Raw genomic sequence first — 24,516 nt, 5'->3', positions numbered from 1 at the left:
GTCATGGCCTTGATTCCCCTGTGCGGGCCGCCCCCTGCACGAGGGGTTCATGCTGAGCGCTCTGGAGGAGGCGTGGCGACCAGGCCGCGCGGAGCAAGGCCACGGCCACGGCACCCAAGCCGGTCATCACGCCCACACCCGCCACGGCGAAGGCAATGAGCAGCGGCTGCAGCGGCTGCATCAGCGCTTGGTGATCGGTGATGCCCAACGCCGTGGATCGCCAGCCCTTGATGGCCCCTGTCGCGAGCAGCGCCAGCCAGAAGATGAGCAGGCTGCCCATGGCCAACCGGCGTCCGAGGTCGATCCATCGCTCCCCAACCCCTCTGACGCCGGCATGCAGCAGGTGGGCCAGCGCGCCCAGCAGGATCATGGTATTGATGCCGATGGTCGCTCCCATGGCATGCGCCACAGTGATGTGCGTGCCGTGCGTGTAGCGGTTGATCGCGGGAATCGACATGAGGAGCGCGAGGAAGAGGTTGAGGAACACCCACACCTCCGCCGCGAACAGGAAGCGATAGGCGACCCGGTGCCCAAAGCGGCCGCGCTCGGCCAGCTTGGCGCGGAACCCCCGCACGATGCCGATGAGCAGGACCCATTCCGCCATGCTGATCCCATAGGCCAGGTGTCGTATCCACGAGGCCGTGGGCGCGTTGTAGAGATGATGGCCCCAGTTGAACATGAGGTTCGAGAGACCGAGGAACCAGAAGGCGAAGGCCCGCGGGCCACGCGCCAGGCCCTCATCCCCGCTGATGCGCACCATCAGGTAGAGCGCCGTGCCGTAGATCATCTGGTTCCAGGCGCCCACCATGGCGCCGTTGGACTTCCATTGCACGATGAGCTCACGCATGTAATTCTCCCTGAACCAGGGGATCTGCCAGAGATTCTGCTCCACGAAGGTGATTAGGAAGAACACCACTCCCGTGGTCCACATCCATACGTAGAGCGGCGGATCGGAATCACGTCGGTACCAGCTCCGCATGTAGTCCAGGAGCAGCAACAGCCAGGCCCCCAGGAGCGGGAGAGCGATCACCGGCGGGAACTCCCAGTACTCGCGCCCGCCGAAGCGCATGGCGCCGTAGGAGCCGAAGACCAGCACGAGCGACACCGACCAGACGACCAGGAAGGCCGTGTGCAGTGCCGTGGACCGCGCAGCTCCGAAAGCATCGTCCTTGAAGCGCATCACCACGGCTGACGCACCGGTGATGATCCAGAACAGCGCCGCTGACACATGCATCGGCCGTAATTGCTGGAACGGCAGCACAGCAGCCGCCTCAGGCGACAGGTAAGCGAGCGCGGCCACCACCCCGAGCACGAGCGCCACAAGGAGCATCGCCAGGGCGAGCGTGACATGCCAGCGGACAACGCCCGTCATCGCGGCTCCAGGATATAGGTGCCCGTCCAATGCACCGCCTCAGCCGGGACGCGGCTGCGGCCCGACCGGTCCACCCAGGCCAGGAAGGCGACCAGGTCATCCAGCTCACGGTCATCGAGGTCATGCGCCGGCATTCGCCCGGTGCCGTAGCGGACGAAGGTCCGTATGCGCTCGGGGCCTTGGTCGCCGTGCGCATTGGTAAGGTCCGGGCCCATGTATCCACCGAGCCCGTAGAGCTGGTGGCAGCCCACGCAGTTGCTCTCCTGCCACACCCGCATCCCGGACCGGACCTCCGCGCCAGCGATGTCGCTCCGCCCGCTGCCCTGGTAGGCGAACCATGACCCGGCGCCATAGGCGACGAGCAGACCGATGAGGACATGACGCTTCCACATGGCGGTGATGACCGCAAATATCGGACTTTCCCATCCGTATATGATGACCGATATCAGGCTATCCGCACTTCGTGCTCCCGCAGCTCCGGCACTTCAGGCAGCCCTCCTCGTAGTAGAGCCCCTCCGTGTCGCCGCAATCCGGACAGGTCCGCCCCTTTGCCTGCGTGCCATCGGGGATGTAGCGCTGCAGCGCCCTCACCACCCCGTTCTTCCAGGTGTTCAGCGTGGCATCATAGAGATGGAGATTGGCCACCACGTCCACCACCTGGGGCAACGGCATCCCCTGCCGCAGCATGCCGCTGATGAGGATGGCGTAGTTCCAGAACTCCGGATTGAAGGTCCGGCTCAAGCCCTGCACCGTGACCCTGTAATCGTCCGCATCGGCGTACTCCAAGTCGTAGATGCTCTTGTCGCGCTTGGGGTCGCGGCGTTTCACCACCCATCCGCGGCTCACCCATTTGGGCAGCTCGAACCCGCCATTCGCCTTGCCCGTGAATATCTCGTAGGGCTTGCCGTCAAGGAGCCCCACCACGGCGATCCACGGCTCGGTCTCGTTATGGAAGCGCAGCACATCGGCCTCGAGGCGCTCGGGGCGCTTCACCGGCTGGTGCGCCTCGTCCTTCTTCTCATCGGTGGAGACGAGGACACCGCTCCGGCTGCCATCCCTGTACACCGTGATGCCCTTCAATCCTTGATGCCAGGCCTCCAGGTAGATGCCGCCCACCTCCTCCACCGTCGCCGTTGAAGGCAGGTTGATGGTGCTGCTGATGGAATGCGTGGTGTACTTCTGCACCACGGCCTGCATCCTCACGCGCCTGTGCCAGTCGATGTCGTTCGCCGTGGCTCCGGCGTAAGGGCTCTCCTTTCCATCGGTCCTTCCGGTCGCCTTCATCCAGTCCAGCAGCCGAGGGTGGTGCACCGTGAACTCCTCCCACTGGTCCCCGAGCGCATCGGTGAAGCTCACCTTGGCCTTGGGATCGCCCGGCACCACCTTGCGGCGCCGCGTATAGCCCAGCATGTACACCGGCTCGATCCCGCTGCTGGTGCGCGTGAGCAGGCTCAGCGTGCCCGTGGGCGCCACCGTGCTCAGGCTGATGTTCCGCCTGCCGTGCCGCATCATGCGGTCATGCACCTCCGGCAGTTCACGCTCCAGCATGCCGACGAACTCCGAGGTGCGCTCGATGGCGGGATCGAAGCCCTCGAAGGCGCCCCGCTCGATGGCCATATCGATGCTGCTGTCGAACTCCGCGCGGCATTTGGTACGCATGATGTCCTCCGCGGCCTCGATGGCCGCGTCGCTGTCGTACTTCAGGTTGAGCGCCGCCAATGCATCGGCCAGCCCCGTGAAGCCAAGCCCGGTCCGACGCCCCTTGCGCCCTGTCTCCCGCAGCAGCTGCCAGGTCTCGCGCTCTACGCGCTTCACATCATCGGGCTCGGGGTCGCTCTCCACTTTGGCCAGGATGCGGTCCACGGCCTCCAGCTCCAGGTCCACCAGGTCATCCATCAGCCGCTGCGCCTCGTAGGCGACTGCGGCGAAGCGCTCGTGGTCGAACCAGGCGCGCACCGTGAAGGGGTCGTTGACGAAGCTGTAGAGGTTGATGGCCATGAGCCGGCAGCTGTCGCCGCCCTGCATGGCGATCTCGCTGCACGGATTCGTGCTCTCATTGCGGAACCCCGGATACACTGAACTGGTGGAGTACCGGTGCTGGCGGTCCCAGAGGATGATTCCGGGCTCAGCCGTGCGGTGCGCGCATTGGATGAGCGTGGCCCACAGGTCGCGCGCCTTCACCGTGCGGGTGACCGACGGCACAGCTGCATCGATCGGCCACCGCAGCGCGAACTCCCCATCGGCCTCGACCGCCCGGAGGAACTCATCGCTGACCCGCACGCTGATGTTCGCGCCGGTCACCTTGCTGAGGTCCTGCTTGATGGTGATGAAGCGCTCCACATCCGGATGCGCGATGTCCATGGTGAGCATGAGCGCCCCTCTCCTGCCCTTCTGCGCCACTTCCCGGGTGGTGTTGCTGAAGCGCTCCATGAAGCTCACCGCGCCCGTGCTCGTGCGGGCCGCGTTGCTCACCACGGCGCCCTCGGGGCGCAGGGTGCTCAGGTCGAACCCGACGCCGCAGCGCCGCTTGAAGAGCTGCGCCAGCTGCTGGTCGTTGCGGAAGATCCCCCCGTAGCTGTCGAGCGGCGATGGGACTACGACGCAGTTGCTGAGTGAGGCCAGCCGGTAGGGGTCGCCCAAGGAGGCCATGACGCTGCCTTGGGGGACCACGTCGCCGAATCCATCGAAGAGGCGGAAGATGCGGTCCTCATCGAGCCGGTGGCGCCGCTGCCCATAGGCGGAGAGCAGGCCGCGCTTGGCGGCTGGAACCGCTCCGTAGGCGGCTTCGATGCGCGCGAACTCCCTGGCCATGCGTCGGTGCATATCCGCCGGCGTGGCCTCCAGGAACCGGCCCTCCGGGTCGCGGAGCGCGTACTTGTTGGCCCATGTGCTGGCCGCCAGGTCATCGCCCTGGAAATAGGCGAGCGCCCGCTCCTGGACCTCCTCCTTGCTCAACGGGGCTATCGGCTGCTCTGTCATGGCTAGGCGCTGCGGGGCGGTGATGGTCTGCATGATCGGAAGGTTGAAGGCCGGCAAAACTCCCGGCGGCCCCGACCCACGATCATGATTCATGTCATATTCACCATCTCATCCATCAACAGGGTTTTCAACGTGCGCGCGAAGCCCCAGCGGTTGCGGCCATCCGGTCAGGAATGGCGGATACGCCGCGCAGGACGGGGCTCCGGCCCGGCACTGCCAAGTTAGATGCGGCATGCACGCGCACATGCGCATGGTGCAAGAACCGGGGTGTTGAAAACTACGGTCTCCCGGCGAACCGCACCGAACCAGCGAAGGCGCCCCGTGGGGCGCCTTCGCCGACTTTCACCGCTCCGGGATACCACTCACGGGAACGGCGTTTGCGATCCGCTCACTGCGGTGGCAGGAGCACCTTGTCGATGACAACGACAAGCCCATTGGCCGCTTCCGCGGTGCCCAGCACCTTGGCGTCGTTGATCATCACGCTGCCATCCTCCGCCACGGAGAACTTCGTGTCCTTGAGGTTGGCCATGTTCAGCTTGCGGCCGTTGGTCATCCTCTCGGGGGAGAACACACCCAAGGCAACATGATACTCCAGGATGTCCTGCAGCTTCTCCTTGTTCTCGGGCTTCAGCAGCTCATCCAGCGTACCGGCAGGCAGCGCATTGAAGGCAGCATCCGTAGGCGCATACACGGTGAAAGGCCCTGCATTGGAGAGCACATCCTCGTACTTGACATGCTGCACCGCCGCCACCAGCGTCTTATGGTCGGGTGACTTAACCGCCACCCCGACAACAGTAGGCTTGCTGGTCTCGTCTACGACAGCGCTCTGGCCCGCAGCTGGGGCTCCGGACTCAACAGGCGCAGCGGCCTCCTCGGCGGGAGCTCCGCACGCGGCGAACAGGAGCAACCCCATCAGGTGCAAGGGAATTCGGTAGGTCTTCGGTTTCATGGGTTCGGGTTTGGTGACTGTCTGATGCCACGAATATCAAGGGACCCTTCTATCCGTTTCATGACTCATATCAGCCTACGAGGAAAAATGCTCGCTCAGGCCCGGACCAAGGAGCCGTGGACCAGCAAGGCCACGGCCAGGGCGGTGACCAGGGAGATATGCACCGCATGGCCGCGCAGGCGGTCCGGAGTGAGGCGCGGGATGACCCGCAGCCGGGCATGGGTCCCGACAAGCGCGGTGGCCGAGAGCAGGAGGATCTTCGCGGCCACGATGGCCTGGACCCGGTCGCTGAACGTGAAGGCATTGATGATTCCAGGCACGTAATGGTGCGCAAGCATAAGCCCGGTAACCGCCTGAACGATCAGCGCCGGGATGCCGATCCGCTCCTACCCCGCTCGAAGGCCAGGATGCGCTCCGCATCCCTCGCCTTCAAGGCCCCGGGAAGCACCGTGAGCAGCAGCACCAGGTGCCCGCCCACCCAGATGGAGGCCCCGAGCAGATGCAGTATGAGCAGCCAGGTATGGGGCATGCCCTAGAGGTCCTTCTTCCCGAATACGCGGAAACCGCCCCATGCGGGGAGGACCACCCATAGGGACAGGATGGCCGCAGCCATGGCCATGCCTGCGGCGCTGCCGAAGAAGCTCTTGTACACGGCGCCGCTGTAGCCCATCATCGCCGCCAGGTCGATCTCCAGCATCACCATGATGCGCGCCAGATCGACGGGATTGAGCGCTGCGAGCGGAACGACGAAGGGCTCGATGGGGTATTCGCTGGTGACGAACATCAGCCACATCAGCACCGCATCGTAGACCAGCACGAATCCGAGCCAGAGGACAAGCGCCAGGCCCACCCCCCGGGCCTTCTCGCGCTGCCTGAGGGCGATGAGCGCTCCCAGCGCGGCGAAGACGAGCACAAGCGCCGAGCCCGCCAGCGAAAGGACCACGGCCGACGGCCCGGGCGCATTCACCAGCAAGGGGAGCCCCAGTCCGAAGCCCTGCGCCAGCAGCAATGCCGTGGCCAAGGCCATCAGCTGGCCGGCCAGGATGGCCTTGCGGCCGATGGGCTGCACCGCGAGCAGCTGCGTGAACTCCTGGATGTCGTAGAGGTAGACCACCGTGAAGATCAGGGCGATGAGCGGAACGAGCACGAGCACCACCTGCACCAGGCTCAGCATGGCCTTCATGGGATCGTCCTCCAGGACGAAGAGCCCCTGTGAAAGGGCGAGCAGCAGCAGTGCATAGCCCATTACGAACCGGTTCCGCGCCAGGTCGATCAATGTGTACTTGTAGACCTTGCCCATCGCCGGTCAGGGATTCACTTGGGCGAGCCGCCCGGTGTTCATTTCTTCCAGCAGCCTAGGCAGGCCCTGCGACAGCCGTTGCGCTCCCGTGCGTTGCAGGATGGCCTGCACAGGGAGCAGGAAGCGCAGGCGCCCATCCTCGAGATAGGCCACCCGGTCGGCCAGGGCCTCCACCTCCTCCATGAGGTGCGAAGTGATGAGCACGGTGCCTCCGCGATCGCGGAGCGCACCGGCTTCCTTCAGCACCCTGGCCGCGCTCACAGGGTCGAGGCCGGCGGTCGGCTCATCCATCACCAGGATGGATGGGCGGGCCCGGAAGGCCAGCACGGCGCTCACCTTCTGGCGTGTTCCGCCGCTCAGGGCGGAAAGCCGCTTGTCCAGCTGCGCATCGAGCCCCAACTCGGCGATGAGCCGGTCGTCCAGCCGCTCCGGGGCCAATCCGCGAACATCGGCCATCATCGCGAACAGCTGCTCAATGGTGAGGGAAGGCGGGAACTGCGAGATCTGCGGCATGTACCCGATGCTGCTCCTGTACGCCGGATGCGGCGAACGGCCTCGCGCGTCGATCACGGTGCCTTCCACGGTGAGCCGCCCCTCGGTGGGGTGCACCAGGCCGAGCAGGCATTTGATCAGCGTGGTCTTGCCGCTGGCGTTGGGGCCGATGAGCATGACCACCTCGCCGGCCTGGAAGGAGAGGTCCACGTTGCGCAGGGCCCAAAGGCGGCCATAGCGCTTGCCGATGCCGGAGCAGGTGATGCGCTCTTCACCCATGACCGGCAAGGATAGGAACTGGGGCCCCGCGGCCAGCACGGGCATCGCCGGAAAGAAGGGGCGTGGGCGGCCGCATCAAGGGGCGGTCATCCTTCATGGCCTCGGGGGTGAGGGACGGCAGCAGGCGCTCCGCCCGGTCAAGGAGCGATACGAAGAGGCTCCGCGAGAACACCATGGCGTAGGGCTGCCGCTCCACGAGCAGGGCGAAGAAGCCCAGCGGCCGGTGAGGCACATCGCCCGTCCCATCACGGTCCAGGTCGTAACCGGTGTAGCGGTCCCAGTAGTTGCCCTCGAGCGTATTCAGCATGATCGACCCGTTGGTGCTCATGTCGAAGGTGTTGCCGGCGAATGAGTTCCCGGTGAAATGGCAGGCGGTCGCATTGGCGAACAACCGCAGCGCCCAGCCGTTGGTGAGGAAGAGGTTGGAGCGCACCTGCAGACGGTTGCAGCCGTCCACCATGATGCCCGTGGTGTTGTCGGTGAAGAGATTGCCCTCGATCTCCCCGTCGTTGATCTCCTTCAGCAGCAGCCCGTAGGCGCTGGCGCCCCGATTGGCCAGGAAGCGGTTGCGCTTCATCACGATCTCCTTGCTGAACATCACCGCCACCCCGGCGCCGTTGCTCTCGAAGTGGTTGTCCGTGTATGCATCGTTATTGCTGAACATGAAGTGCAGCCCATAGCGGAGGTTGTGGCGCGTGGTGTTGCGCTCGATCGTGGAGCCGGTGACGAACTCGAAGTAGATGCCGTCACGGTGGTGCTCCACGCGGTTGTTGCGGATGGTGGCCCCGCTGCACTTCCACAGGTGGATGCCGTTGGCCATGGACTCCTCCTCGCCGGGGCGGCCCAGTACGATGTTGCCCTCCACCAGGGCGCCCTTCGCGCCGCTGAGGTAGATGGCGAAGAAGCAATGATCGAACCGGTTGTCCATGATGCGGGCGCCCGTGCAGTTGGTCACCTTGAGCGCGGCCATGTCGTCGAGGTTGCTGCGCCGAGGGTTGCGGAAGATGAGCCCGCGCACTTCCACGCTGTCGGCCTTCACCAGAAGGGCATCGTTCTCGCTCAGGCCATCGATCACCGCACCGGCACGGCCCAGCAATACCAGTCGCTTGTCGATGACCAGGGCGCCTTCCGCCACGGTGCCATCGATGATGATGGTGTCACCGGGCGATGCGCCGGCCAGCAGGCTTTTCAGCGTGGGGCTGCCGCCTCCGCGATGCAGCCAGGTGCGCGCTTTCAAGGGCACCGAAAGGGCCAGTACCGCCAGGAGCAACAGCAGCTTCCGCATCACTCTTCCAGCAGCGCACGGGCACCGGCCCAGTCCAAGGGGTGTGCATCCTGTCCGGCGGCGGCCCTGTCCCGGTCGCCATCGGTTGCGAAAGCCGCCACATCACCCCGCATGGGGCTGCGGAAAGACGGCCCGTGCAGGTAGCGCGCCGTGGTGGCATCGATCAGCGCACCCGGATGAGCATGGTCGCAGACGTACCAGCCGGCCACCTGGTCCTCGGCCACTGTGCCCTTGGCCACGAAATGCACCATGCACGCGATGTCATCGAAGACGTATTGCCGGCCCTTCATCGTGATGATGGCCGCACCGAACTTATCGTCCACGACATTCATCCGGCAATGGGCGCATTCGGCCTTCCCGAAATCGATGCGCGGAGGCTGCTGGCCGCATGACCAAAAGGTCAGCAGCAGCAGGAGCAAGGAAAGCGAACCCGACCGCAGCCTCATGATGCAGGGGATGCTTTGGCGCGCGCCTTCAGCTTGCTGCGGAGATCGCGCACCTCCAGGAAATAGACCCCGGCCAGCAGCGCCATCACCCCGAAAAGGATCCATCCGCCGATATCAGGGGTGGACCATGCGTCGAAGTTCAGCAGCTGCTTGTGCCCGATGAGCGGGGGCTGATAGGCCATGCCCTCCACCTTGATCGCGGCCTTGGGGTCGAGCTCATGCCCGTACTTGTAGCCCCAATCCCACATCCGCCAGAGCGCCCATGCGCCGAAGAGGGACAGCGTGACCAGGCCGCCCACGAGCAGGATGCGCCGGCCCCAGGCCGCGGCAACGATGCCCAGTGCAGCGAGCACCATGATCACCTTGGGCAGGATCCTGAACTCGGTGAACATCTCGTCCTTGATGTGGGCCATGCCGATGTAGTGGTTGAGGCCGTTGATCTTCTCGGTATCGCCGGAGAAATGATCGGCCCAGATCTGCATGTACAGCCCCTCGGGGTATTGCGGGGCCGCCAGGTCTATGCGCCAGATGGGCACGAACAGCAGCGCCAGCAGCGCCAGGGCCGAAAGCGCGATCATCACTCTGGATATGGGTCTCATGATGCGGTTGTCTTCCATGGGCGCCCTCCTTCAGCGGCACGGCCCCGGCGCGATGCCGGGGCCGTGCCGCTGTTCACCGGAGGAACGTCCGGGTTGGTTCAAAGTTCGGCGTCCACGCTCAGCGTGTAGGCCTCCAGGGGCACGTTGCTGTTGGCGGGCGATACGCGCACATAGCCCTGCATCTCCTGGTGGAGGGCCGAGCAGAAGTCCGTGCAGTACATCGGCCACACGCCCACGCGCGTCGGGATCCACTTCAGCGTCTGGGTCTCACCCGGCATGATCAGCAATTCGGCATTGGCGGCACCCTTGATGGCGAAGCCATGCGGCACGTCCCAATCCTGCTCCAGGTTCGTCACGTGGAAGTACACCTCGTCGCCGAGCTTCACGCCTTCGATGTTGTCGGGGGCGAAGTGCGAGCGGATGGTGGTCATCCACACGTGCACCTCCTTGCCGCGGCGCTCCACGCGGGTCTCCTTCTCGCCCTTGGCCACGAAGGGGTGCTTGTTCTCCTCGATCTTGAAGAACTTCACCTCGCGCGGCTTCACCAGCTCGGCTGGGATGGCCTGTGCGTAGTGGGGCTCACCCGTGGTGGGGAAGTCCAGCAGCAGCTCCATCTTGTCGCCCTCGATGCTGTACAGCTGGGCGCTCTGCGTCAGCTCCGGGCCGGTGGGCAGGTAGCGGTCCTTGGTGATCTTGTTGTAGGCGATCACATACTTGCCCCAGGGCTGCTTGCTGTCGCCGCCTGGCACGCACAGGTGGCCGATGCTGTAGTAGGTGGGTACGCGGTCCACCACCTCCAGTTTCTCCACGTTCCACTTCACGATCTCGCTGCTCACGAAGAAGCTGGTGTAGGCATTCCCGTTCGCGTCGAACTCGGTGTGCAGGGGCCCGAGACCGGGCTTCTTCACCTCGCCATGCAGCACGCTCTCGTACTTCAGCACCGGGATGCCGCCGAAGTCGCCTTCCACATCATTGGCGGCGATGGCCTGCTGGATCTTCTCGAAGCTGAACACGGGGATGAGCGCGGCCAGCTTGCCGCTGCCCACGATGTACTTGCCCGTGGGGTCCACGTCACAGCCGTGCGGGCTCTTGGGGCAGGGCATGAAGTAGAGCAGGCCGGGGTGGTCCTTGGGGTCCAGTTGCAGGACGTCCTCGTAAACCGTCGTCTCGGCGCTGTGCGTTTCCTCGTTCCACCAATTGCTGTAGTGCTTGCCGGGCACGCGCTTGCCCTTGCCGTCCTTGGCCAGTTGCTCGGCCAGCTTCCAGTTCACGGCCATGATGAAGTCCTTGTCGCGCTGGCTGGCGTTCACCTCCAACAGGCTGTAGGCCTGCTCGGTGTTGTAGCAGCTGAAGAAGAACCAGCCTTCGCTGGGGCCTTTGCCGGCGTGGCTCAGGTCGAAGTTCACGCCCGGGGTGGCGATCTGGAAGGCGATGCTCATCCTGCCCGACTCGGGATCGGGGTGGATGAAGCTCACGTTGCCCTTGAAGTTCTCCTTGTAGGTCTTGATGGACACATCGCGGGAAGCATCGTCGCCCATGGGCACGCTGAAGCGGGTGCCGGCCACCACGTACTCGCTGTTGCCCGTGGTGAATGGTGAGCTGTGGTTGCCCGCGCTGTTCGGGATCTCGATGATGCTCTTCGTACGGAAGGTCCCGAGGTCCACCAAGGCGATGCGCGGCGTGTTGTTGCCGTTGATGAAGCACCATTTGCCATCGGGAACGCCGTTGCTCTGCGAGAGCTCGGGGTGGTGGCTGTCATCCCAAGGGATGAAGCCGTAGCTGGTCATCAGCATGCCCTTGGTCTCCTCGCTGTAGCCATAGCCGCTCTCGGGATCCACGCTGAACACAGGGATCTCGCGGAACAGGCGGCCGCTGGGCAGGCCGTACACGGCCAGTTGCCCGCTGAAGCCGCCGCTGACGAAGTTGTAGAACTCGTCGTGGGTTCCGGGCTTCACATAGACCTTGCTCGCGGCATCGCCGGTGACCATGGTCTTGGTGGTGTTGGGCTTGCAACCCGGCATGGTATTGATGGCCAGGAAGGCGACCCCGGCTGCGCCGAGCAGGGCCGCTGTCATGGAAAGTGGACGTTTCATGGATGGTATGTTGGTGATGGGGGCGGGTTCAGGTCTCAGAGCGTGCGCATGAATTCGAGCACCTCGCGGCCTTCCTCCTTGGAAAGGCCTTGGTTGGGCATGCGGACGAGGCACTCCTCCAAGGCCTTCTGGGCCTCCGGATCGCTCTCGAGCATCGCATCGATGTTCAGGATCATGTTCATGATCCACTCCGGCTGGCGGCGCTCGGTGATGCCCTTCCAGCCCGGCCCGACCACGCGGTTCGGACCTGTGCTGTGGCAGGCCTGGCACTTCACATCGTATGTGGAGCGGCCCTTCTCCACCATGCCCTGGTCGATATCACCCAAGGTGATGTCCGCAGCGGTGAACAGCCCCGCCTCGCTCTTTCCCGGGGCCGCTGCGCCCGGAGGGGATCCGGCTGCGCCCGGAGGGCCGGCATTGGCATTATCGGCACCGCCACCGCAGGCGGAGAGCAGGGAAATGACAGCCATCAGCAGGCCGCCAGCGATCAGGTTCGTCTTCATGGTGTGTTTGTTAGTAGGAGCCCTTTCGGGGGCCAAATATCCACGGATGCGTTTGTCTGGTTTATGACGAGCGTCAGGACCTTGGTCAGGCTGCCGAAGCTACGTTGCAGCGCGCAATCAACCATCTTCGCGAACGCATCAAGGCATGAGTCGCTGGTTCCGCATCGCTCTTCTCAACCTGCTCGCGGCAGGCATCATCGGCGCCCTGCTCCGCGTGGTGTACATCACGGAACTGCCGTTCATCCGGTTCAGGCCCTGGCTGCATGGCCATTCGCACACGGCACTGCTCGGCTGGCTTTTCATCGGCGTGGCGGTGGTGCTCCTGCACGATGGCGGCCGCGGCGGCCTCTCGCGCGGCGTGCGCTGGCTGCTGACGGGCCTGCAGGCGGCGGTGGCGGCCATGCTCATCAGCTTCCCGCTCCAAGGCTATGGCGCGGTGTCCATCACCGCCAGCACAGTGCACTTGGTGCTGGCCTTCGCCCTCCTCAGGCACATCTGGCACGCTTCGGCGGAGTGGCCCGCGGCCGGCAGCCGGCTGCTCGCGCGCATCGCCATGGCCATGTTCGGCCTCTCCACCTTGGGCATCCTAACAATCGGGCCCATCATCGCGCTGGGCCTGCAGGGCAAGGAGATCTACTACTGGTCCGTGCAGTTCTTCCTCCACTTCCAGTTCAACGGCTGGTTCTGGTTCGCCGCCATGGCCATCGGCGCTCGTTGGGCCGAGCGCACAGGCTTCTCCCTTCGCCTCGATGCACTGACCATCCTGCTGTGGGTCGTCTCGGCCGTGCTCACCTATGCGCTCGCAATCGCCTGGAGCGAGCCGCACCCCGGGGTCTTCGCCACGGTATCGGTCGCCGTGGCGCTCCAGGCATGGGCGGCGGTGCGCACCCTGCGCATGCTCCAGCGCCTGCGGTCACAGGCTTACGAGCGTTTCCCGCCGTGGGCGCGGATCCTGATCGGCGTGGCCTTGGTGAGCATGGCGATGAAGGTGCTGGTGCAAGCCGCCGTGGCGGTGCCTGCCGTCGCCGTCATGGCCTTCACCATCCGCCACTACGTCATGGGCTTCATCCACATGAACACGCTGGGTACAATGACCACGCTGCTGCTGGCCTATGCAATCACCTATGGGTGGTGGACGACGGACCGGCCGATGGTGCGGGCCGGTCTCTTCCTGCTGGTTGCGGGCATCATCGGCAGCGAACTGCTGCTCTTCGCGCAGGGCACCCTGTTCTGGGCCGGCTGGGGAATGATGCCCGGCCACTACTGGCACTTGGCCATCGCCTCAGCGCTCATGCCCGCAGGAGTCGCGCTGTTGCTGGCCGCACGCTCCAGGCGGTCCACCGGGACCGCTGCATCCTGAAGGCTTCAGCGCCTGCTCGTCACCACTGTCGATCGGGGCGCTTGGTGGCGCCATTCACCCGCACCCGTTTGCTCCGGCTCGCGTGCCCGCTGAGCAAATCCACCTGCCGCTTGGGCACCCCGAAGGCCCCGGCCAGGAAGGTGATGAGCGCCTCGTTGGCCTGGCCATCCACGGGCGGCGCGGCGAGACGGATCCTCAAGGCATCGCCGTGCACGCCGGCCACCTCGGTGCGCTTGGCGCCCGGCTGCGCATGCACGGAGAGGATGATGGCCCCCTCTTGCTCGGCAATCCAATCCGGCATGCCCCCTGTGCGTTTGCTGATTAAAGGAAGCGAAGATGGCTAGGGCACCCGATCAATGCTCATGCCCGCCCTCATTCTCCAGCATGCTCCACAGGTAGTACACCTTGTCAGCCGCGAATTCCGCATGCTGCGGCAAGGGTTCCAACGGCGAGACCGCCGCGTACCCATCGCGGCTCACGCCGGGCACCACCTCGATGCGCTGGAAGACAGTGCGGCCTGGCTCCCTCTCCATCAGCAGGAAGAGAAATCCCTTGTCGCCGCTGCGCTGCAGGGCCGCATCGGGCACCACCAGCTGCTCGGCGGCGCCCGTGGGCACGAAGGCCACCACGCTCATGCCCTCGATGAGCTGCTCGCTGCCCTCCTCCACGTGCGCATGCACGGGGATGCTGCGGCCATCGGCATCGAAGGTGCGACCGATGCTGAAGAGTTCGCCCTTGAACCGCTTGCCCGGCATGTTCAGCACCTGGAAGTCGAAGAGCACCCCTTCCGTCAGCAGCGCCAGGTCGCGTTCGTAGGCGTTGAGGTGCACGTGGAAGTGGTGCAGGTCGATCACCTCCAGCAACACGGTGGTGGGCTCCACGCGAGCATCGAGGAAGATGCGGATGCCGTTCACGCGGCCATCGATGGGGCTGCGCAGGGTGAAGCGGTCCTCCAAGCCAGAGGCGATCAGCTTCTTCAGGTCCACGCCCAGCGTGGTGAGCTGGTGCCCAAGCGACTCCCTGCGGGCCTGCATCACCTTGAAGTCCGCCTCCGCCTGCTCCAGCTGCTTCTGCGCGGTGGCCTCCCCGGCCAGCAGGGTGCGCTGGCGGCGCAGTTCGGCATCGGCGCGCTCGGCCTGGGCGCTCACGGCCACATACTCCTCCTGCATCTTGATGAAAGCCATGTCGCTGAGGGCCACCAAGGGTTGGCCCTTGCGCACGTGCGCGCCTTCGTCCACCAGCACGGCCACCACCTTGGCGCCGATGGGGCTGGTGAGCTGGGCCTTGCTCACGGGCGAGGTGGTGACACGCCCGGTGAGCTTCACCGTGCCCTCCATGCTGCGGCGCTCCGGCCGTATGGTGGTGATGCCGAGGGTGGCCTGCTGGGCGCTGTCCAGCACCACTTCATCGGCATGCGCATGGTCGTGCGCGTGTTCGGCAGTGGCCGCCTCCGGCGCGGGCGTGGAGCATGCGGCCAGTGCGAGAAGGGAAAAGATGAATGCGATGCGCTTCATGGCTGTGCGGTGAAGGGGAACAGCGTCCCGGTGAAGTGGTCGAGTTGGATGAGGGCCTCGGCGTAGGAGGCGCGGGACTGGATGCGTCCGAGACGCAGGTCGGTGCTCTGGGTGATGAGGGCGGTGAGCTCCACATAGCCGATCTCGCCGGCCTTGTAGGCGGTGGCGGCGCCGCGTTCGATCACGGCGGCCTGTTCGGCCAACGGGCCTTCGTAGGCCTGCCAGGCCTCGCGCGCCTGTTGGGCCCGGGTCAGCACGGACCCGTAGGCGGCGCTGAGGTCGGCACGCTGCTGGTCGGCCTGCTCACGCGCGATGCGCTCCTGCAACGAGGCGCCCTTGATGCGCCCGCGCTGGTCCCAGAAGGCGATGGGCAGCCCGATGGTGAGGCTGTAGCCGCGGAACTCGTCGCTCACCCCGTAGATGCGCTGATTGAACCACCGGCCCTGCATATCGGGCAGCGCCCGATTGCCTTCCACGCGCTTCAGCTGATGGGCCAGCAGGACCTCGCCTTCGGCGCGATCGAGCAGGGGGTGCGCGGTGATGGTGGCATCCGGCAGGGATGCTTCCACCGGGTGGGGTGATGCGGGCAGCAGTGGGTCATCGGTGCGCAACAGGCGCTTCAGTTCCAGCTGCGCGATGGCCACAGCGCGTTCGGCGCGCTCGCGCTGCACGGCCACCTGCTGCCTCCGCGCAAGGGCCGAGGCCTTCTCCACCAAGGGCACCTCACCGGTGGCGTGGCGCAGCTCGGCTACGCGGCCCAGCTCACCCACCAGGCTGTCCAGGGAGCGCAGCACGGAGGCCTCCTCCACCGCCTGCGACAGCGCGTTCCAGGCCAGGCGCACGTCGCGCTCCAGGTCGCGGGCGGCCAGCGCCAGGTCCGCATCGGCCAGTCCAATGCGTGCCTTGGCGGCCTGGTTGCGCGCGGCATACACCGTGGGGAACTCGATCCGTTGGGCAAGGCCCATCTTGAAGATGCCGTCAGGCGTGGCGGGCGACACATCCTCGTTCTCCACGAAGAAGCCCGTCTTGTCGATGTTCCATGCGCTGCCCTTCGCTACTTCGGCCTGCTCCACCGCCAGCTCGGCGGCCCGCAGCACGCCATTGTTGCGGAAGGCCATGGCCAGGGCGCTGTCCAGCGGGATGGTCGGTGACTGCTGAGCGTGCGACAGGCCCGGGACCAGCAGGGCCAGGAGCACCAATGCAGCTGGTGCCTTTAACGGCCGGGCCTTGATGAAGAGCACGTAGAGCACGGGCAGCACCACCAGCGTGAGGAGCGTGGCGCTCACCAGCCCGCCGATCACCACGGTGGCCAGCGGGCGCTGCACCTCGGCGCCCGCGCTGCCGCTCAGGGCCATGGGCAGGAAGCCCAGCGAAGCCACGCTGGCGGTCATCAGCACGGGGCGCAGGCGCATCACCGTGCCCTTGCGCACGCGCTCCACCACATCGTCCACGCCTTCCCTGGCCAGTTGCTGGAAGGTGCTGATGAGTACCATGCCGTTGAGCACCGCCACGCCGAAGAGCGCGATGAAGCCCACGCCCGCGCTGATGCTGAAGGGCATATCGCGCAGGTACAGCGCGGCCACGCCGCCGATGGCGCTCAGCGGCACGGCGGAGAAGATGAGCAGCGCATCGGGCAGGGAGCGGAAGGTGAAGTACAGCAGCCCGAGGATGAGCAGCAGCGCCAGCGGCACCGCGATGGCCAAGCGTGCCTTGGCCTCCACCAGGTTCTGGTACTGCCCACCGAAGGTGATGTAGTAGCCCGCAGGCAGCTTCACCTGGGCGTTCACGCGCTGCTCGATATCGGCCACCAAGCTCTCCACGTCGCGGCCGCGTGCGTTCACGCCCACGTAGATGCGGCGCTGGGCGTTCTCGTGCGTGATCTGCGCCGGGGCGTCCTCGTAGCCCACCTGCGCCAGCTGCTCCAGCGGCATCAGTTGCCCCGACGAACCGCGCACGAACAGGCGGGCCACATCCTCCAGGCTACGGCGCGCACCGGTGTCGGCGCGCACCACCAGGTCGAAGCGGCGCTCGTTCTCGTAGATGCTGCCGGCTGGTTCACCCGCGAAGGCTGCGCGCACCGTGCCGTTCAGTTCGTCGATGTCGGCGCCGAGCATGGCCATGCGATCGCGGTCGTAGCGCACCGTGATCTGCGGCAGACCGGCCACGCGCTCCACCTGCGGCGGGCCAGCGCCTGGCACCTGCTGTACGATGGCCGCGATCCGCTCGGCGTATTGAAGCAGGCTGTCCAGATCCGGGCCGAAGACCTTGATGGCGATGTCCTGCCGCACCCCGGTCATCAATTCGTTGAAGCGCATCTGGATGGGCTGGTTGATCTCGAAGAGCACGCCGGGAATGGTCTGCAGCGCCTTCAGCATGCTGTCGGCAAGCGTCCAGTAATCCTGCGTGGTGGTCCACTCGTCCTTGTCTTTCAGCATGATGAGCATGTCGGTCTGTTCCGGGCTCATGAGGTCGGTGGGCACTTCGGCGGTGCCGGTCTTGCCCACCACCATCTTCACCTCGGGGAACTGCATCAGCTTCCTTTCAACCAGCTTGTTGTTCGCCACACTGGCACTGAGCGAACTGCCTTGGGGAAGGATGCTGTGGTAGGCGAAGTCGCCCTCCTCCAGTTGGGGGATGAACTCGCCGCCCATGCGCAGGAAACCGAATACGCTCGCGGCAAGCAGGACCAATGCCGTGATCACCACGGGCCACCGGTGGCTCAGCACACGCTCCAATGTGGGTTTGTAGCCCGCTTCCACGGCGGCCATCATGCGGTCACTGAAACTGGGCTTCTCCACGCCGGTGCGCCGCTTGATGAACAGGGCGCTCATCACCGGCACATAGGTGAGGCTGAGGATGATGGCGCCCAGGATGGCGTAGGCCACCGTCTGTGCCATGGGACCGAACATCTTGCCCTCCACGCCGCTGAGCGACAGGATGGGGATGTAGACGATGAGGATGATGAACTGCCCGAAGGTGGCCGCGTTCATCATGCGGCTGGCGGCGGTGGAGACCTCACCGTCCATTTCCTTCCTGCTCAGCACGGCGTGCTCACGTCCGTGGTGCAGGCGGTGGAGCACGGCCTCCACGATGATCACGGCACCGTCCACGATGAGGCCGAAGTCGATCGCGCCCAGGCTCATGAGGTTGCCGGTGACACCTGTGAGGTCCATCAGGATCAATGCGAAGAGCATGGCCAGCGGGATCACCGAGGCCACGATGAGCCCCGCGCGCAGCTGTCCCAGGAACAGCACGAGCACCAGGATCACGATGAGCGCACCTTCCAGCAGGTTCTTCTCCACCGTGCCGATGGCCCGGCCCACCAGCGCGGTGCGGTCCAGGAAGGGATCGATCATCAGGCCTTCGGGCAGGTTCTTCTCGATGCTCGCAAGGCGTGCCTTCACGGCGGCCACCACATCGTTGGCGTTCTGGCCTTTCAGCATCATCACGATGCCGCCCACCACCTCGCCCACCCCGTTGCGGGTCATGGCGCCGTAGCGCGGTGCATGGCCCAGCCGTGGTGTGGCCACATCGCTGATGCGCACGGGCGCACCTTCCTCCGGTGTGGCCACCACGATGCGGCCGATGTCATCCAACCCTTTGGCGATGCCCACACCTCGGATGTAGTAGGCGCTGCTGCCGCGCTCGATGTAGGCCCCGCCGGTGTTCGCGTTGTTGCGCTCCAAGGCCTGCAGGATATCGCCGATGCCGAGCCCCATGCCCTGCAGGCGCACGGGATCCACCGCCACCTCGAACTGCTTCAGGTAGCCGCCGAAGCTGTTGATCTCGGCCACGCCGGGCGTGCCCATCAACTGCCGGGCGATGATCCAGTCCTGCACCTCGCGCAGCTGCATGGCATCGTACCTCCCTTCGTAGCCGGGCTTCGGATGGATCACGTACTGGTACACCTCGCCCAGACCGGTGCTCAGCGGCGCCAAGTAGGGCTGATCCACACCGGGCGGCAGGTCGTTGCGCACCAGTTGCAGTCGCTCGTTCACGAGTTGCCGCGCCAGGTAGGTGTCGAAGCGGTCATCGAACACGATGGTCACCTGGCTCACCCCGAAGCGCGAGATGCTGCGCAGCTCGTGCACCTCGGGAAGGTTGCCCAGCGCCTGTTCGATGGGGTAGCTCACGAACTGCTCCACCTCCAGGGTGGCCAGCGTGGGCGCGATGGTGATCACCTGCACCTGGTTGTTGGTGATGTCGGGCACGGCATCCACCGGCAGGCGGGTGATGGCGCGGATGCCCAAGGCGATCAGTACCAAGGTGCCGAGGCCTATGACCAGCTTGTGCTGGATGGAGTACCGGATGATCCGTTCGATCATGGCGGTGGGATTGGTTGATGGGAGCGGACAGGAAAAGGATGCACCGGCATCGCAGCGCGGGACCGCAGCCGCGCTTCAGCAGGGAGTGGCGGGCGAAGGCCGCGCCGTCATCAAGCCCTTGGGGGCTGCAACCGAGCAGGACGATGACCTTCGAGCGGCTCGTCCACGCGGGCCATCGCACCCGCCATGGTCGTTGGCAAGTGCAGCGTGTGGCCCTTCATCATCGGCGCAAAGAAGGCATGGTCAACGCCGCCATGGTCCTTATGATGCTGGAATGGCAGTTCGTTGTGCGAACCGTCGCTCTCGGCATGATCCCGGTCGGCGTAGTGGAGCACGATGAAATCCAGGAGAGCGATATCGCCCTCCGCGGCCTGATGCTCCTGATAGTGGCTCCAGAACTGCGGTAGATGCACCCAATCGTGGCCCCACGTGAGATTCAGCGCCATGAAGGCGATCAGGAACCAGTGGCCGAGGGCTTTCACGCAGCGAATGTACAGGAAGGCGGTCTCATGAGATCGTGAGTAAAGTCATGCTGCGACCACGACCGTCGGCCTCCCTTGCTCACAGCCGCAGGCAAAGCGCGGTGGTGAGCACCATGTTCGTGGCCGACGGCGCGCCTTGCGCATCAACGAACCCCCCATCCGGCGCGCGCAGCAACCGGTATTCGGCGCGCCACCAGGCCTGCTCGCTGATGCGGCAATCCACCCCGGCGCTGGCACCAAGCAGCGCATCCATGCCGAGCGGCAGGTTGAGCCAGTAGTCATCGAGGAACACCTCGGCACGGCCATTCACCCACCAGCGCCCCTTGACCCGCTGCCGGAAGGCGCCCACCGCGCTCATACAAGACGCATACTCACCACGGATGGCGCGCCATCCGCGGTTCTCCTGCACACCGGCATCGAATCCGATCACGATGAGCGAGGCGTCGCCTTCCAGTTGCGCGTAGAGATTGCTGTACCAACGGCGCTCCCCGATGGAATCGGGACCCATGCTGCCCACGAAGGTGCTCCAGTTCAGGACGAGCCCCGCACCATCATCATAGCGCACCTGCGTGCCGAAAGCGGGCCGCTGATTGCCTGGTTCCCGTTGGATGCGCTGCCAGCCGTTGAGCAGCAGGCCGGCCACCTCCAAGCGCTTCGAGGGCCTTGCGCTCAATCGGGCCCCGGCCTCGTAGTAGGGCGTGTTCTCCGCCACCAGGCTGCGGGTCAGATTCGGGCAATCCATGCCGATCGCGCTCTCGAAGCCGATGTGCGAGGGGAAGATGCCCGCATCCACCCAGACATCGCCCCTGGCGGAGAGCCGCGCACCGACCTGCGCCTCGTACACGTTGCGCAACATGTCCGGCTCGCTGGACAAGTTGTACTGAGCATAGGTGCCGCCCATCAGCCCCACCGCACCGCGGAAGGCATCCCGCTTCAGCTCCGCGCGCAGCAGCAGCAGGTTCGCATTCACCTCATTGTGCCGCTTGTGGTTGTAGAGGAAGGAAGGTCGCTCGCCGCTGCCGGGCTGGGCGAAGTCATAGGCATAGTACACCTCGGCATAGCCGGAGAACCGCACCGCTGCGGAATCCTGCGCGCCGGCGTCCCCGGCAAGCAGGGCCAGCACCGCTGAAACCGGCCAGTAGCGCGATGGGAACATGAATCAAAGATGGGTATCGGCCCGGATCACGGCATCACTCCGACTGCGATCTTCGCGCCGATGGCCACTGAACGACTCTTCTCCGCCTTCCCCCCCGCCACGCGCGAGCAATGGGAGGCCGTGATCAAGAAGGAACTCAAGGACAAGGAACTGTCCACGCTGTTCGTGGAGGTGGAGGGCGCCCAAGTGCCACCCTTCCACATGGCCGGGGAAGCTGGTGCTGAAGAAAGCCGGCGCCGTGGCGTGAAGCGGGACGGCAACCCCTGGCGCGCCACCGTGGGCGTGGACGCGATCGATGCCGATGCAAACGACAAGCTCCTGGAGGCCCTGATGGGCGGCGCGGATGCCGTGGAGGTGTACGGCCGCCTGACGGACCTGACGCCGGTATTGGATGATGTACTGCTCGCGGGCATCGACCTGCAGGTGGATGGCGAGCACGGCACGCTGGGGCTGCTGCTGAAGCGCGCCGCTGAACAACAGGTGGCGCCCACCGACCTCAGCCTTTGCCTGGGTCTGCCGCACGATGCCGACGTGCGCGACCTGAAGGACCGCACCGCCAAGCACCCGCGCATCCGGCTCTTCAGCGTGAGCGATGGCGCTTCGCGGAACACGCAGGAAGCCCTTGAGCAAGGCCGGATGCTGCTGCAGCGCCTGCTGGAACAAGGCTACACCATCGATGACGCCTGCGCCCGCCTCCAGTTCCGCCTGCACCTCAGCGACGACCTGTTCCTGGAAGTAGCCCGCCTGCGTGCCTTCCGCGAGGCCTGGGCCGCCGTGGTGGATGAATTCAAGCCGGAGCACGACTGCTCGCACACGACATGGATCCAGGCGGTGGTCGTCCTCGACTCCGCTCGGACTGACACCCCGCCTTACACGAACCTGATCCGCGCCACGCTGCAGGCCGTGTCCGCGATCACCGGCGGCTGCGATGGGCTCACCATCCCCACTCCTGCCCTGCCCGAAGGCGATGCCTTGGCGCGCCGCATCGTCCGCAACATCCACAACCTGCTGCGCGATGAGAGCTTCCTTGGGCGGGTGGCCGATCCCATTGGCGGGAGCTACACGGTGGAGACATTAACGACAACATTGCTTCACCAGATGGCTTCGGGCCTCGGGCTCCGGGCCTCGGGCCAGTCCGCCGACCAGCCCGAAGCCCATGGCCCGCAGCCCGTGGCCGGCATTCCGAACAGAGAAGAGATCCCACTCAAGTCCTTCTACACGCCCGTCGACACCGAGCAGCTGGAGCACCTGCACTACGCCGCCGGCATCCCGCCCTACCTCCGCGGACCCTACGGCAGCATGTACGCCATCCGCCCCTGGACCATCCGGCAGTACGCGGGCTTCAGCACGGCCGAGGAGAGCAACGCCTTCTACCGCCGCAACCTCGCCGCCGGGCAGATGGGCCTCAGCGTCGCCTTCGACCTGGCCACCCACCGCGGCTACGACAGCGACCACCCCCGGGTGAAGGGCGACGTGGGCAAGGCCGGCGTGGCCATCAGCAGCGTGGAGGACATGAAGGTCCTCTTCGACAGCATCCCGCTGGACAAGATGAGCGTGAGCATGACCATGAACGGCGCCGTGCTGCCCATCATGGCCTTCTTCATCGTGGCGGCGGAGGAACAGGGCGTACCACCCGAACAGTTGCAGGGCACCATCCAGAACGACATCCTGAAGGAGTTCATGGTGCGCAACACCTACATCTACCCGCCGGGGCCCAGCATGCGCATCGTAGGCGACATCTTCAGCTATTGCGCGAAGAAGATGCCCAAGTTCAACAGCATCAGCATCAGCGGCTACCACATGCACGAGGCCGGTGCGCCGGCGGACCTGGAGCTCGCCTACACGCTCGCGGATGGCATCGAGTACGTGCGCACGGGCATGGCCGCCGGCATGCAGGTGGACGAATTCGCCAACCGCCTCAGCTTTTTTTGGGGGATCGGCATGGACCTCTTCATGGAAGTGGCCAAGATGCGCGCGGGCCGTCTGCTGTGGGCCAAGCTGCTGAAGGAGATCGGCGCCTCCAGCCCCAAGAGCCTCGCGCTGCGCACGCACTGCCAGACCAGCGGCTGGAGCCTCACTGCGCAGGACCCGTTCAATAACGTGGCGCGTACCACAGTGGAAGCGCTCGCGGCCGTGCTCGGCGGCACGCAAAGCCTGCACACCAACTCGCTGGACGAGGCCATCGCCCTGCCCACCGACTTCAGCGCCAAGATCGCCCGCGACACACAGCTCTACCTGCAGAAGAACAGCGGCATCACGAAGTGGATCGACCCGCTCGGCGGCAGCTACTACGTGGAATGCCTCACGCACGAGCTGGTGCACAAGGCGTGGGCGCGCATCAAGGAGGTGGAGGAGCTCGGCGGCATGAGCAAGGCCATCGAGACCGGCCTGCCCAAGATGCGCATCGAGGAAGCCGCCGCGAAACGCCAGGCCCGCATCGACACCGGCAAGGACAGGATCATCGGCGTGAACGCGTTCCCGGTGGAGGAAGAGACCACCATCGAACTGCTGGAGGTGGACAACGCGAAGGTGCGGGAGCAGCAGATCGCACGGCTCAATGCGATGAAGGCGGCACGGAACGAGGTCGCCGTTGCCGAAGCACTTAGCGCACTGACGCAGGCCGCAAAGGCGAATGGCGAATGGTCATTGGCGAATGGTGAGCGCCCCAGTCACCAGTCGCCAAATACCATTCACCAAGACAACCTTCTAGAGCTAGCCGTCATCGCCGCCCGCCACAGGGCAACGCTCGGAGAGATCTCCGACGCTCTCGAAAAAGCCTACGGCCGCTACAGCGCGGTGATCCGCAGCATCAGCGGTGTTTACTCAGCCGAAAGCATGCAGGACCCCGAGATGAAGGAGGCCATGCGCCTCGCCGATGAATTCGCGAAGGCCGAAGGCCGCCGCCCGCGCATCCTCGTGGCCAAGATGGGCCAGGACGGGCACGACCGCGGCGCCAAAGTGATCGCCACCAGCTTCGCCGACATCGGCTTCGACGTGGACATCGGTCCGCTGTTCCAGACCCCGCAGGAGGTGGCGAAGCAGGCCATCGAGAACGACGTGCACGTGCTGGGCATCAGCAGCCTCGCCGGCGGCCACAAGACGCTCGTGCCCGAGGTGATAGGAACCTTGCGCGAGGTGTATAAGCGCCCCGACATCCTGGTGGTGGCTGGTGGCGTGATCCCGCCGAACGACTTCGACTTCCTGAAACAGGCCGGGTGTTTCGATGTGTACGGGCCGGGGACGAAGATCCCGGTGGCGGCGAAGGGGATCATTGAGGCGTTGAGGAAGCGATGAAGGTCCTTCTTCGCTGATGTTGTTTGGGCGTGCCCCGGCTCATCCCTTCGCTTCGCAGAGCCTTCGCTCGGGAGCAGCCGGGTCGGGC

The 24,516-nt window shown here is 65.4% G+C and carries 20 protein-coding genes and 1 pseudogene; 3 read left to right on the top strand and 18 right to left on the bottom strand.

Annotated features, from left to right (window positions below):
- Position 1: 1 nt before the first annotated feature.
- From QY325_02255 to QY325_02195, 13 genes are all read right to left on the bottom strand, one after another.
- Positions 2 to 1,372, bottom strand: a complete 1,371-nt coding sequence (locus QY325_02255) for a cbb3-type cytochrome c oxidase subunit I (GenBank protein ID WKZ66754.1) — start codon at positions 1,370 to 1,372, stop codon at positions 2 to 4.
- Positions 1,369 to 1,764, bottom strand: a complete 396-nt coding sequence (locus tag QY325_02250; GenBank protein WKZ66753.1) for a cytochrome c — start codon at positions 1,762 to 1,764, stop codon at positions 1,369 to 1,371. The genes QY325_02255 and QY325_02250 overlap by 4 nt, the downstream gene beginning before the upstream one ends.
- 58 nt (positions 1,765 to 1,822) lie before the next feature.
- Complete coding sequence (locus QY325_02245; GenBank protein ID WKZ66752.1) at positions 1,823 to 4,384, bottom strand: adenosylcobalamin-dependent ribonucleoside-diphosphate reductase; 2,562 nt, start codon at positions 4,382 to 4,384, stop codon at positions 1,823 to 1,825.
- A gap of 355 nt (positions 4,385 to 4,739) precedes the next feature.
- Complete coding sequence (locus tag QY325_02240) at positions 4,740 to 5,300, bottom strand: fasciclin domain-containing protein (protein ID WKZ66751.1); 561 nt, start codon at positions 5,298 to 5,300, stop codon at positions 4,740 to 4,742.
- Between the two features lie 95 nt (positions 5,301 to 5,395).
- Positions 5,396 to 5,638, bottom strand: a complete 243-nt coding sequence (locus tag QY325_02235) for a hypothetical protein (protein WKZ66750.1) — start codon at positions 5,636 to 5,638, stop codon at positions 5,396 to 5,398.
- Between the two features lie 23 nt (positions 5,639 to 5,661).
- Positions 5,662 to 5,829: a hypothetical protein gene (locus tag QY325_02230; protein ID WKZ66749.1), complete on the bottom strand. Its 168-nt coding sequence runs from the start codon at positions 5,827 to 5,829 to the stop codon at positions 5,662 to 5,664.
- Positions 5,830 to 5,832: 3 nt separating this feature from the next.
- Positions 5,833 to 6,600 carry an ABC transporter permease gene (locus QY325_02225; protein WKZ66748.1) on the bottom strand — a complete coding sequence of 256 codons (768 nt, stop codon included), beginning with the start codon at positions 6,598 to 6,600 and terminating at the stop codon, positions 5,833 to 5,835.
- Positions 6,601 to 6,606: 6 nt separating this feature from the next.
- On the bottom strand, positions 6,607 to 7,371 hold the full coding sequence (locus QY325_02220) for an ABC transporter ATP-binding protein (GenBank protein ID WKZ66747.1): 765 nt from the start codon (positions 7,369 to 7,371) through the stop codon (positions 6,607 to 6,609).
- Positions 7,364 to 8,656 carry a nitrous oxide reductase family maturation protein NosD gene (locus QY325_02215; GenBank protein ID WKZ66746.1) on the bottom strand — a complete coding sequence of 431 codons (1,293 nt, stop codon included), beginning with the start codon at positions 8,654 to 8,656 and terminating at the stop codon, positions 7,364 to 7,366. The genes QY325_02220 and QY325_02215 overlap by 8 nt, the downstream gene beginning before the upstream one ends.
- Entirely contained in the window at positions 8,656 to 9,102 is a 447-nt protein-coding gene (locus QY325_02210) for a nitrous oxide reductase accessory protein NosL (GenBank protein WKZ66745.1), read from the bottom strand. The genes QY325_02215 and QY325_02210 overlap by 1 nt, the downstream gene beginning before the upstream one ends.
- Complete coding sequence (locus tag QY325_02205; protein WKZ66744.1) at positions 9,099 to 9,680, bottom strand: hypothetical protein; 582 nt, start codon at positions 9,678 to 9,680, stop codon at positions 9,099 to 9,101. Before QY325_02205 ends, QY325_02210 begins: the two co-directional genes overlap by 4 nt.
- A 119-nt stretch (positions 9,681 to 9,799) precedes the next feature.
- Positions 9,800 to 11,722, bottom strand: a complete 1,923-nt coding sequence (gene nosZ / locus QY325_02200; protein ID WKZ67946.1) for a Sec-dependent nitrous-oxide reductase — start codon at positions 11,720 to 11,722, stop codon at positions 9,800 to 9,802.
- A gap of 107 nt (positions 11,723 to 11,829) precedes the next feature.
- The gene (locus QY325_02195) at positions 11,830 to 12,297 is read right to left on the bottom strand and encodes a cytochrome c (GenBank protein WKZ66743.1); all 468 of its coding nucleotides are present in this window, start codon (positions 12,295 to 12,297) and stop codon (positions 11,830 to 11,832) included.
- A gap of 145 nt (positions 12,298 to 12,442) precedes the next feature.
- On the opposite strand from QY325_02195, the gene QY325_02190 reads away from it, so the two are divergent.
- Positions 12,443 to 13,657: a hypothetical protein gene (locus tag QY325_02190; protein ID WKZ66742.1), complete on the top strand. Its 1,215-nt coding sequence runs from the start codon at positions 12,443 to 12,445 to the stop codon at positions 13,655 to 13,657.
- Positions 13,658 to 13,676: 19 nt separating this feature from the next.
- On the opposite strand, the gene QY325_02185 is transcribed toward QY325_02190, so the two are convergent.
- The 5 genes from QY325_02185 to QY325_02165 form a co-directional block, all read right to left on the bottom strand.
- Positions 13,677 to 13,958: a DUF167 domain-containing protein gene (locus tag QY325_02185; protein WKZ66741.1), complete on the bottom strand. Its 282-nt coding sequence runs from the start codon at positions 13,956 to 13,958 to the stop codon at positions 13,677 to 13,679.
- A gap of 52 nt (positions 13,959 to 14,010) precedes the next feature.
- Entirely contained in the window at positions 14,011 to 15,171 is a 1,161-nt protein-coding gene (locus QY325_02180; protein WKZ66740.1) for an efflux RND transporter periplasmic adaptor subunit, read from the bottom strand.
- Complete coding sequence (locus QY325_02175; protein WKZ66739.1) at positions 15,168 to 19,496, bottom strand: CusA/CzcA family heavy metal efflux RND transporter; 4,329 nt, start codon at positions 19,494 to 19,496, stop codon at positions 15,168 to 15,170. Before QY325_02175 ends, QY325_02180 begins: the two co-directional genes overlap by 4 nt.
- A 110-nt stretch (positions 19,497 to 19,606) precedes the next feature.
- Positions 19,607 to 19,978 (bottom strand): hypothetical protein, encoded by a 372-nt coding sequence (locus QY325_02170; protein ID WKZ66738.1) that lies wholly within the window; start codon positions 19,976 to 19,978, stop codon positions 19,607 to 19,609.
- 79 nt (positions 19,979 to 20,057) lie between these two features.
- Positions 20,058 to 21,134 carry an outer membrane beta-barrel protein gene (locus QY325_02165; protein WKZ66737.1) on the bottom strand — a complete coding sequence of 359 codons (1,077 nt, stop codon included), beginning with the start codon at positions 21,132 to 21,134 and terminating at the stop codon, positions 20,058 to 20,060.
- Between the two features lie 330 nt (positions 21,135 to 21,464).
- On the opposite strand from QY325_02165, the pseudogene QY325_02160 reads away from it, so the two are divergent.
- Both QY325_02160 and scpA read left to right on the top strand, forming a co-directional pair.
- A pseudogene (locus QY325_02160) lies at positions 21,465 to 22,223 on the top strand (methylmalonyl-CoA mutase family protein).
- A gap of 90 nt (positions 22,224 to 22,313) precedes the next feature.
- Positions 22,314 to 24,428, top strand: a complete 2,115-nt coding sequence (gene scpA, locus QY325_02155; GenBank protein WKZ67945.1) for a methylmalonyl-CoA mutase — start codon at positions 22,314 to 22,316, stop codon at positions 24,426 to 24,428.
- Positions 24,429 to 24,516 lie beyond the last annotated feature (88 nt).

The organism is Flavobacteriales bacterium (assembly GCA_030584065.1).
Classification (GTDB): Bacteria; Bacteroidota; Bacteroidia; order Flavobacteriales_F; family PHOS-HE28; genus PHOS-HE28.
Note: the sequence above shows the minus strand (reverse complement) of the source record. Positions and strands in the feature narration are given on the sequence as shown.

Bases quoted from the DNA above. Each gene is read 5' to 3' on its own strand.
- QY325_02230 (WKZ66749.1), bottom strand. From the start codon at position 5,829: ATGCCCCATACCTGGCTGCTCATACTGCATCTGCTCGGGGCCTCCATC.
- QY325_02225 (WKZ66748.1), bottom strand. From the start codon at position 6,600: ATGGGCAAGGTCTACAAGTACACATTGATCGACCTGGCGCGGAACCGG.
- QY325_02235 (WKZ66750.1), bottom strand. From the start codon at position 5,638: ATGCTTGCGCACCATTACGTGCCTGGAATCATCAATGCCTTCACGTTC.
- QY325_02255 (WKZ66754.1), bottom strand. From the start codon at position 1,372: ATGACGGGCGTTGTCCGCTGGCATGTCACGCTCGCCCTGGCGATGCTC.
- QY325_02210 (WKZ66745.1), bottom strand. From the start codon at position 9,102: ATGAGGCTGCGGTCGGGTTCGCTTTCCTTGCTCCTGCTGCTGCTGACC.
- QY325_02175 (WKZ66739.1), bottom strand. From the start codon at position 19,496: ATGATCGAACGGATCATCCGGTACTCCATCCAGCACAAGCTGGTCATA.
- QY325_02190 (WKZ66742.1), top strand. From the start codon at position 12,443: ATGAGTCGCTGGTTCCGCATCGCTCTTCTCAACCTGCTCGCGGCAGGC.
- QY325_02220 (WKZ66747.1), bottom strand. From the start codon at position 7,371: ATGGGTGAAGAGCGCATCACCTGCTCCGGCATCGGCAAGCGCTATGGC.
- QY325_02195 (WKZ66743.1), bottom strand. From the start codon at position 12,297: ATGAAGACGAACCTGATCGCTGGCGGCCTGCTGATGGCTGTCATTTCC.
- QY325_02250 (WKZ66753.1), bottom strand. From the start codon at position 1,764: ATGTGGAAGCGTCATGTCCTCATCGGTCTGCTCGTCGCCTATGGCGCC.
- QY325_02205 (WKZ66744.1), bottom strand. From the start codon at position 9,680: ATGATCGCGCTTTCGGCCCTGGCGCTGCTGGCGCTGCTGTTCGTGCCC.
- QY325_02240 (WKZ66751.1), bottom strand. From the start codon at position 5,300: ATGAAACCGAAGACCTACCGAATTCCCTTGCACCTGATGGGGTTGCTC.
- QY325_02185 (WKZ66741.1), bottom strand. From the start codon at position 13,958: ATGCCGGATTGGATTGCCGAGCAAGAGGGGGCCATCATCCTCTCCGTG.
- QY325_02215 (WKZ66746.1), bottom strand. From the start codon at position 8,656: ATGCGGAAGCTGCTGTTGCTCCTGGCGGTACTGGCCCTTTCGGTGCCC.
- nosZ (WKZ67946.1), bottom strand. From the start codon at position 11,722: ATGCCGGGTTGCAAGCCCAACACCACCAAGACCATGGTCACCGGCGAT.
- QY325_02165 (WKZ66737.1), bottom strand. From the start codon at position 21,134: ATGTTCCCATCGCGCTACTGGCCGGTTTCAGCGGTGCTGGCCCTGCTT.
- QY325_02180 (WKZ66740.1), bottom strand. From the start codon at position 15,171: ATGAAGCGCATCGCATTCATCTTTTCCCTTCTCGCACTGGCCGCATGC.
- QY325_02245 (WKZ66752.1), bottom strand. From the start codon at position 4,384: ATGCAGACCATCACCGCCCCGCAGCGCCTAGCCATGACAGAGCAGCCG.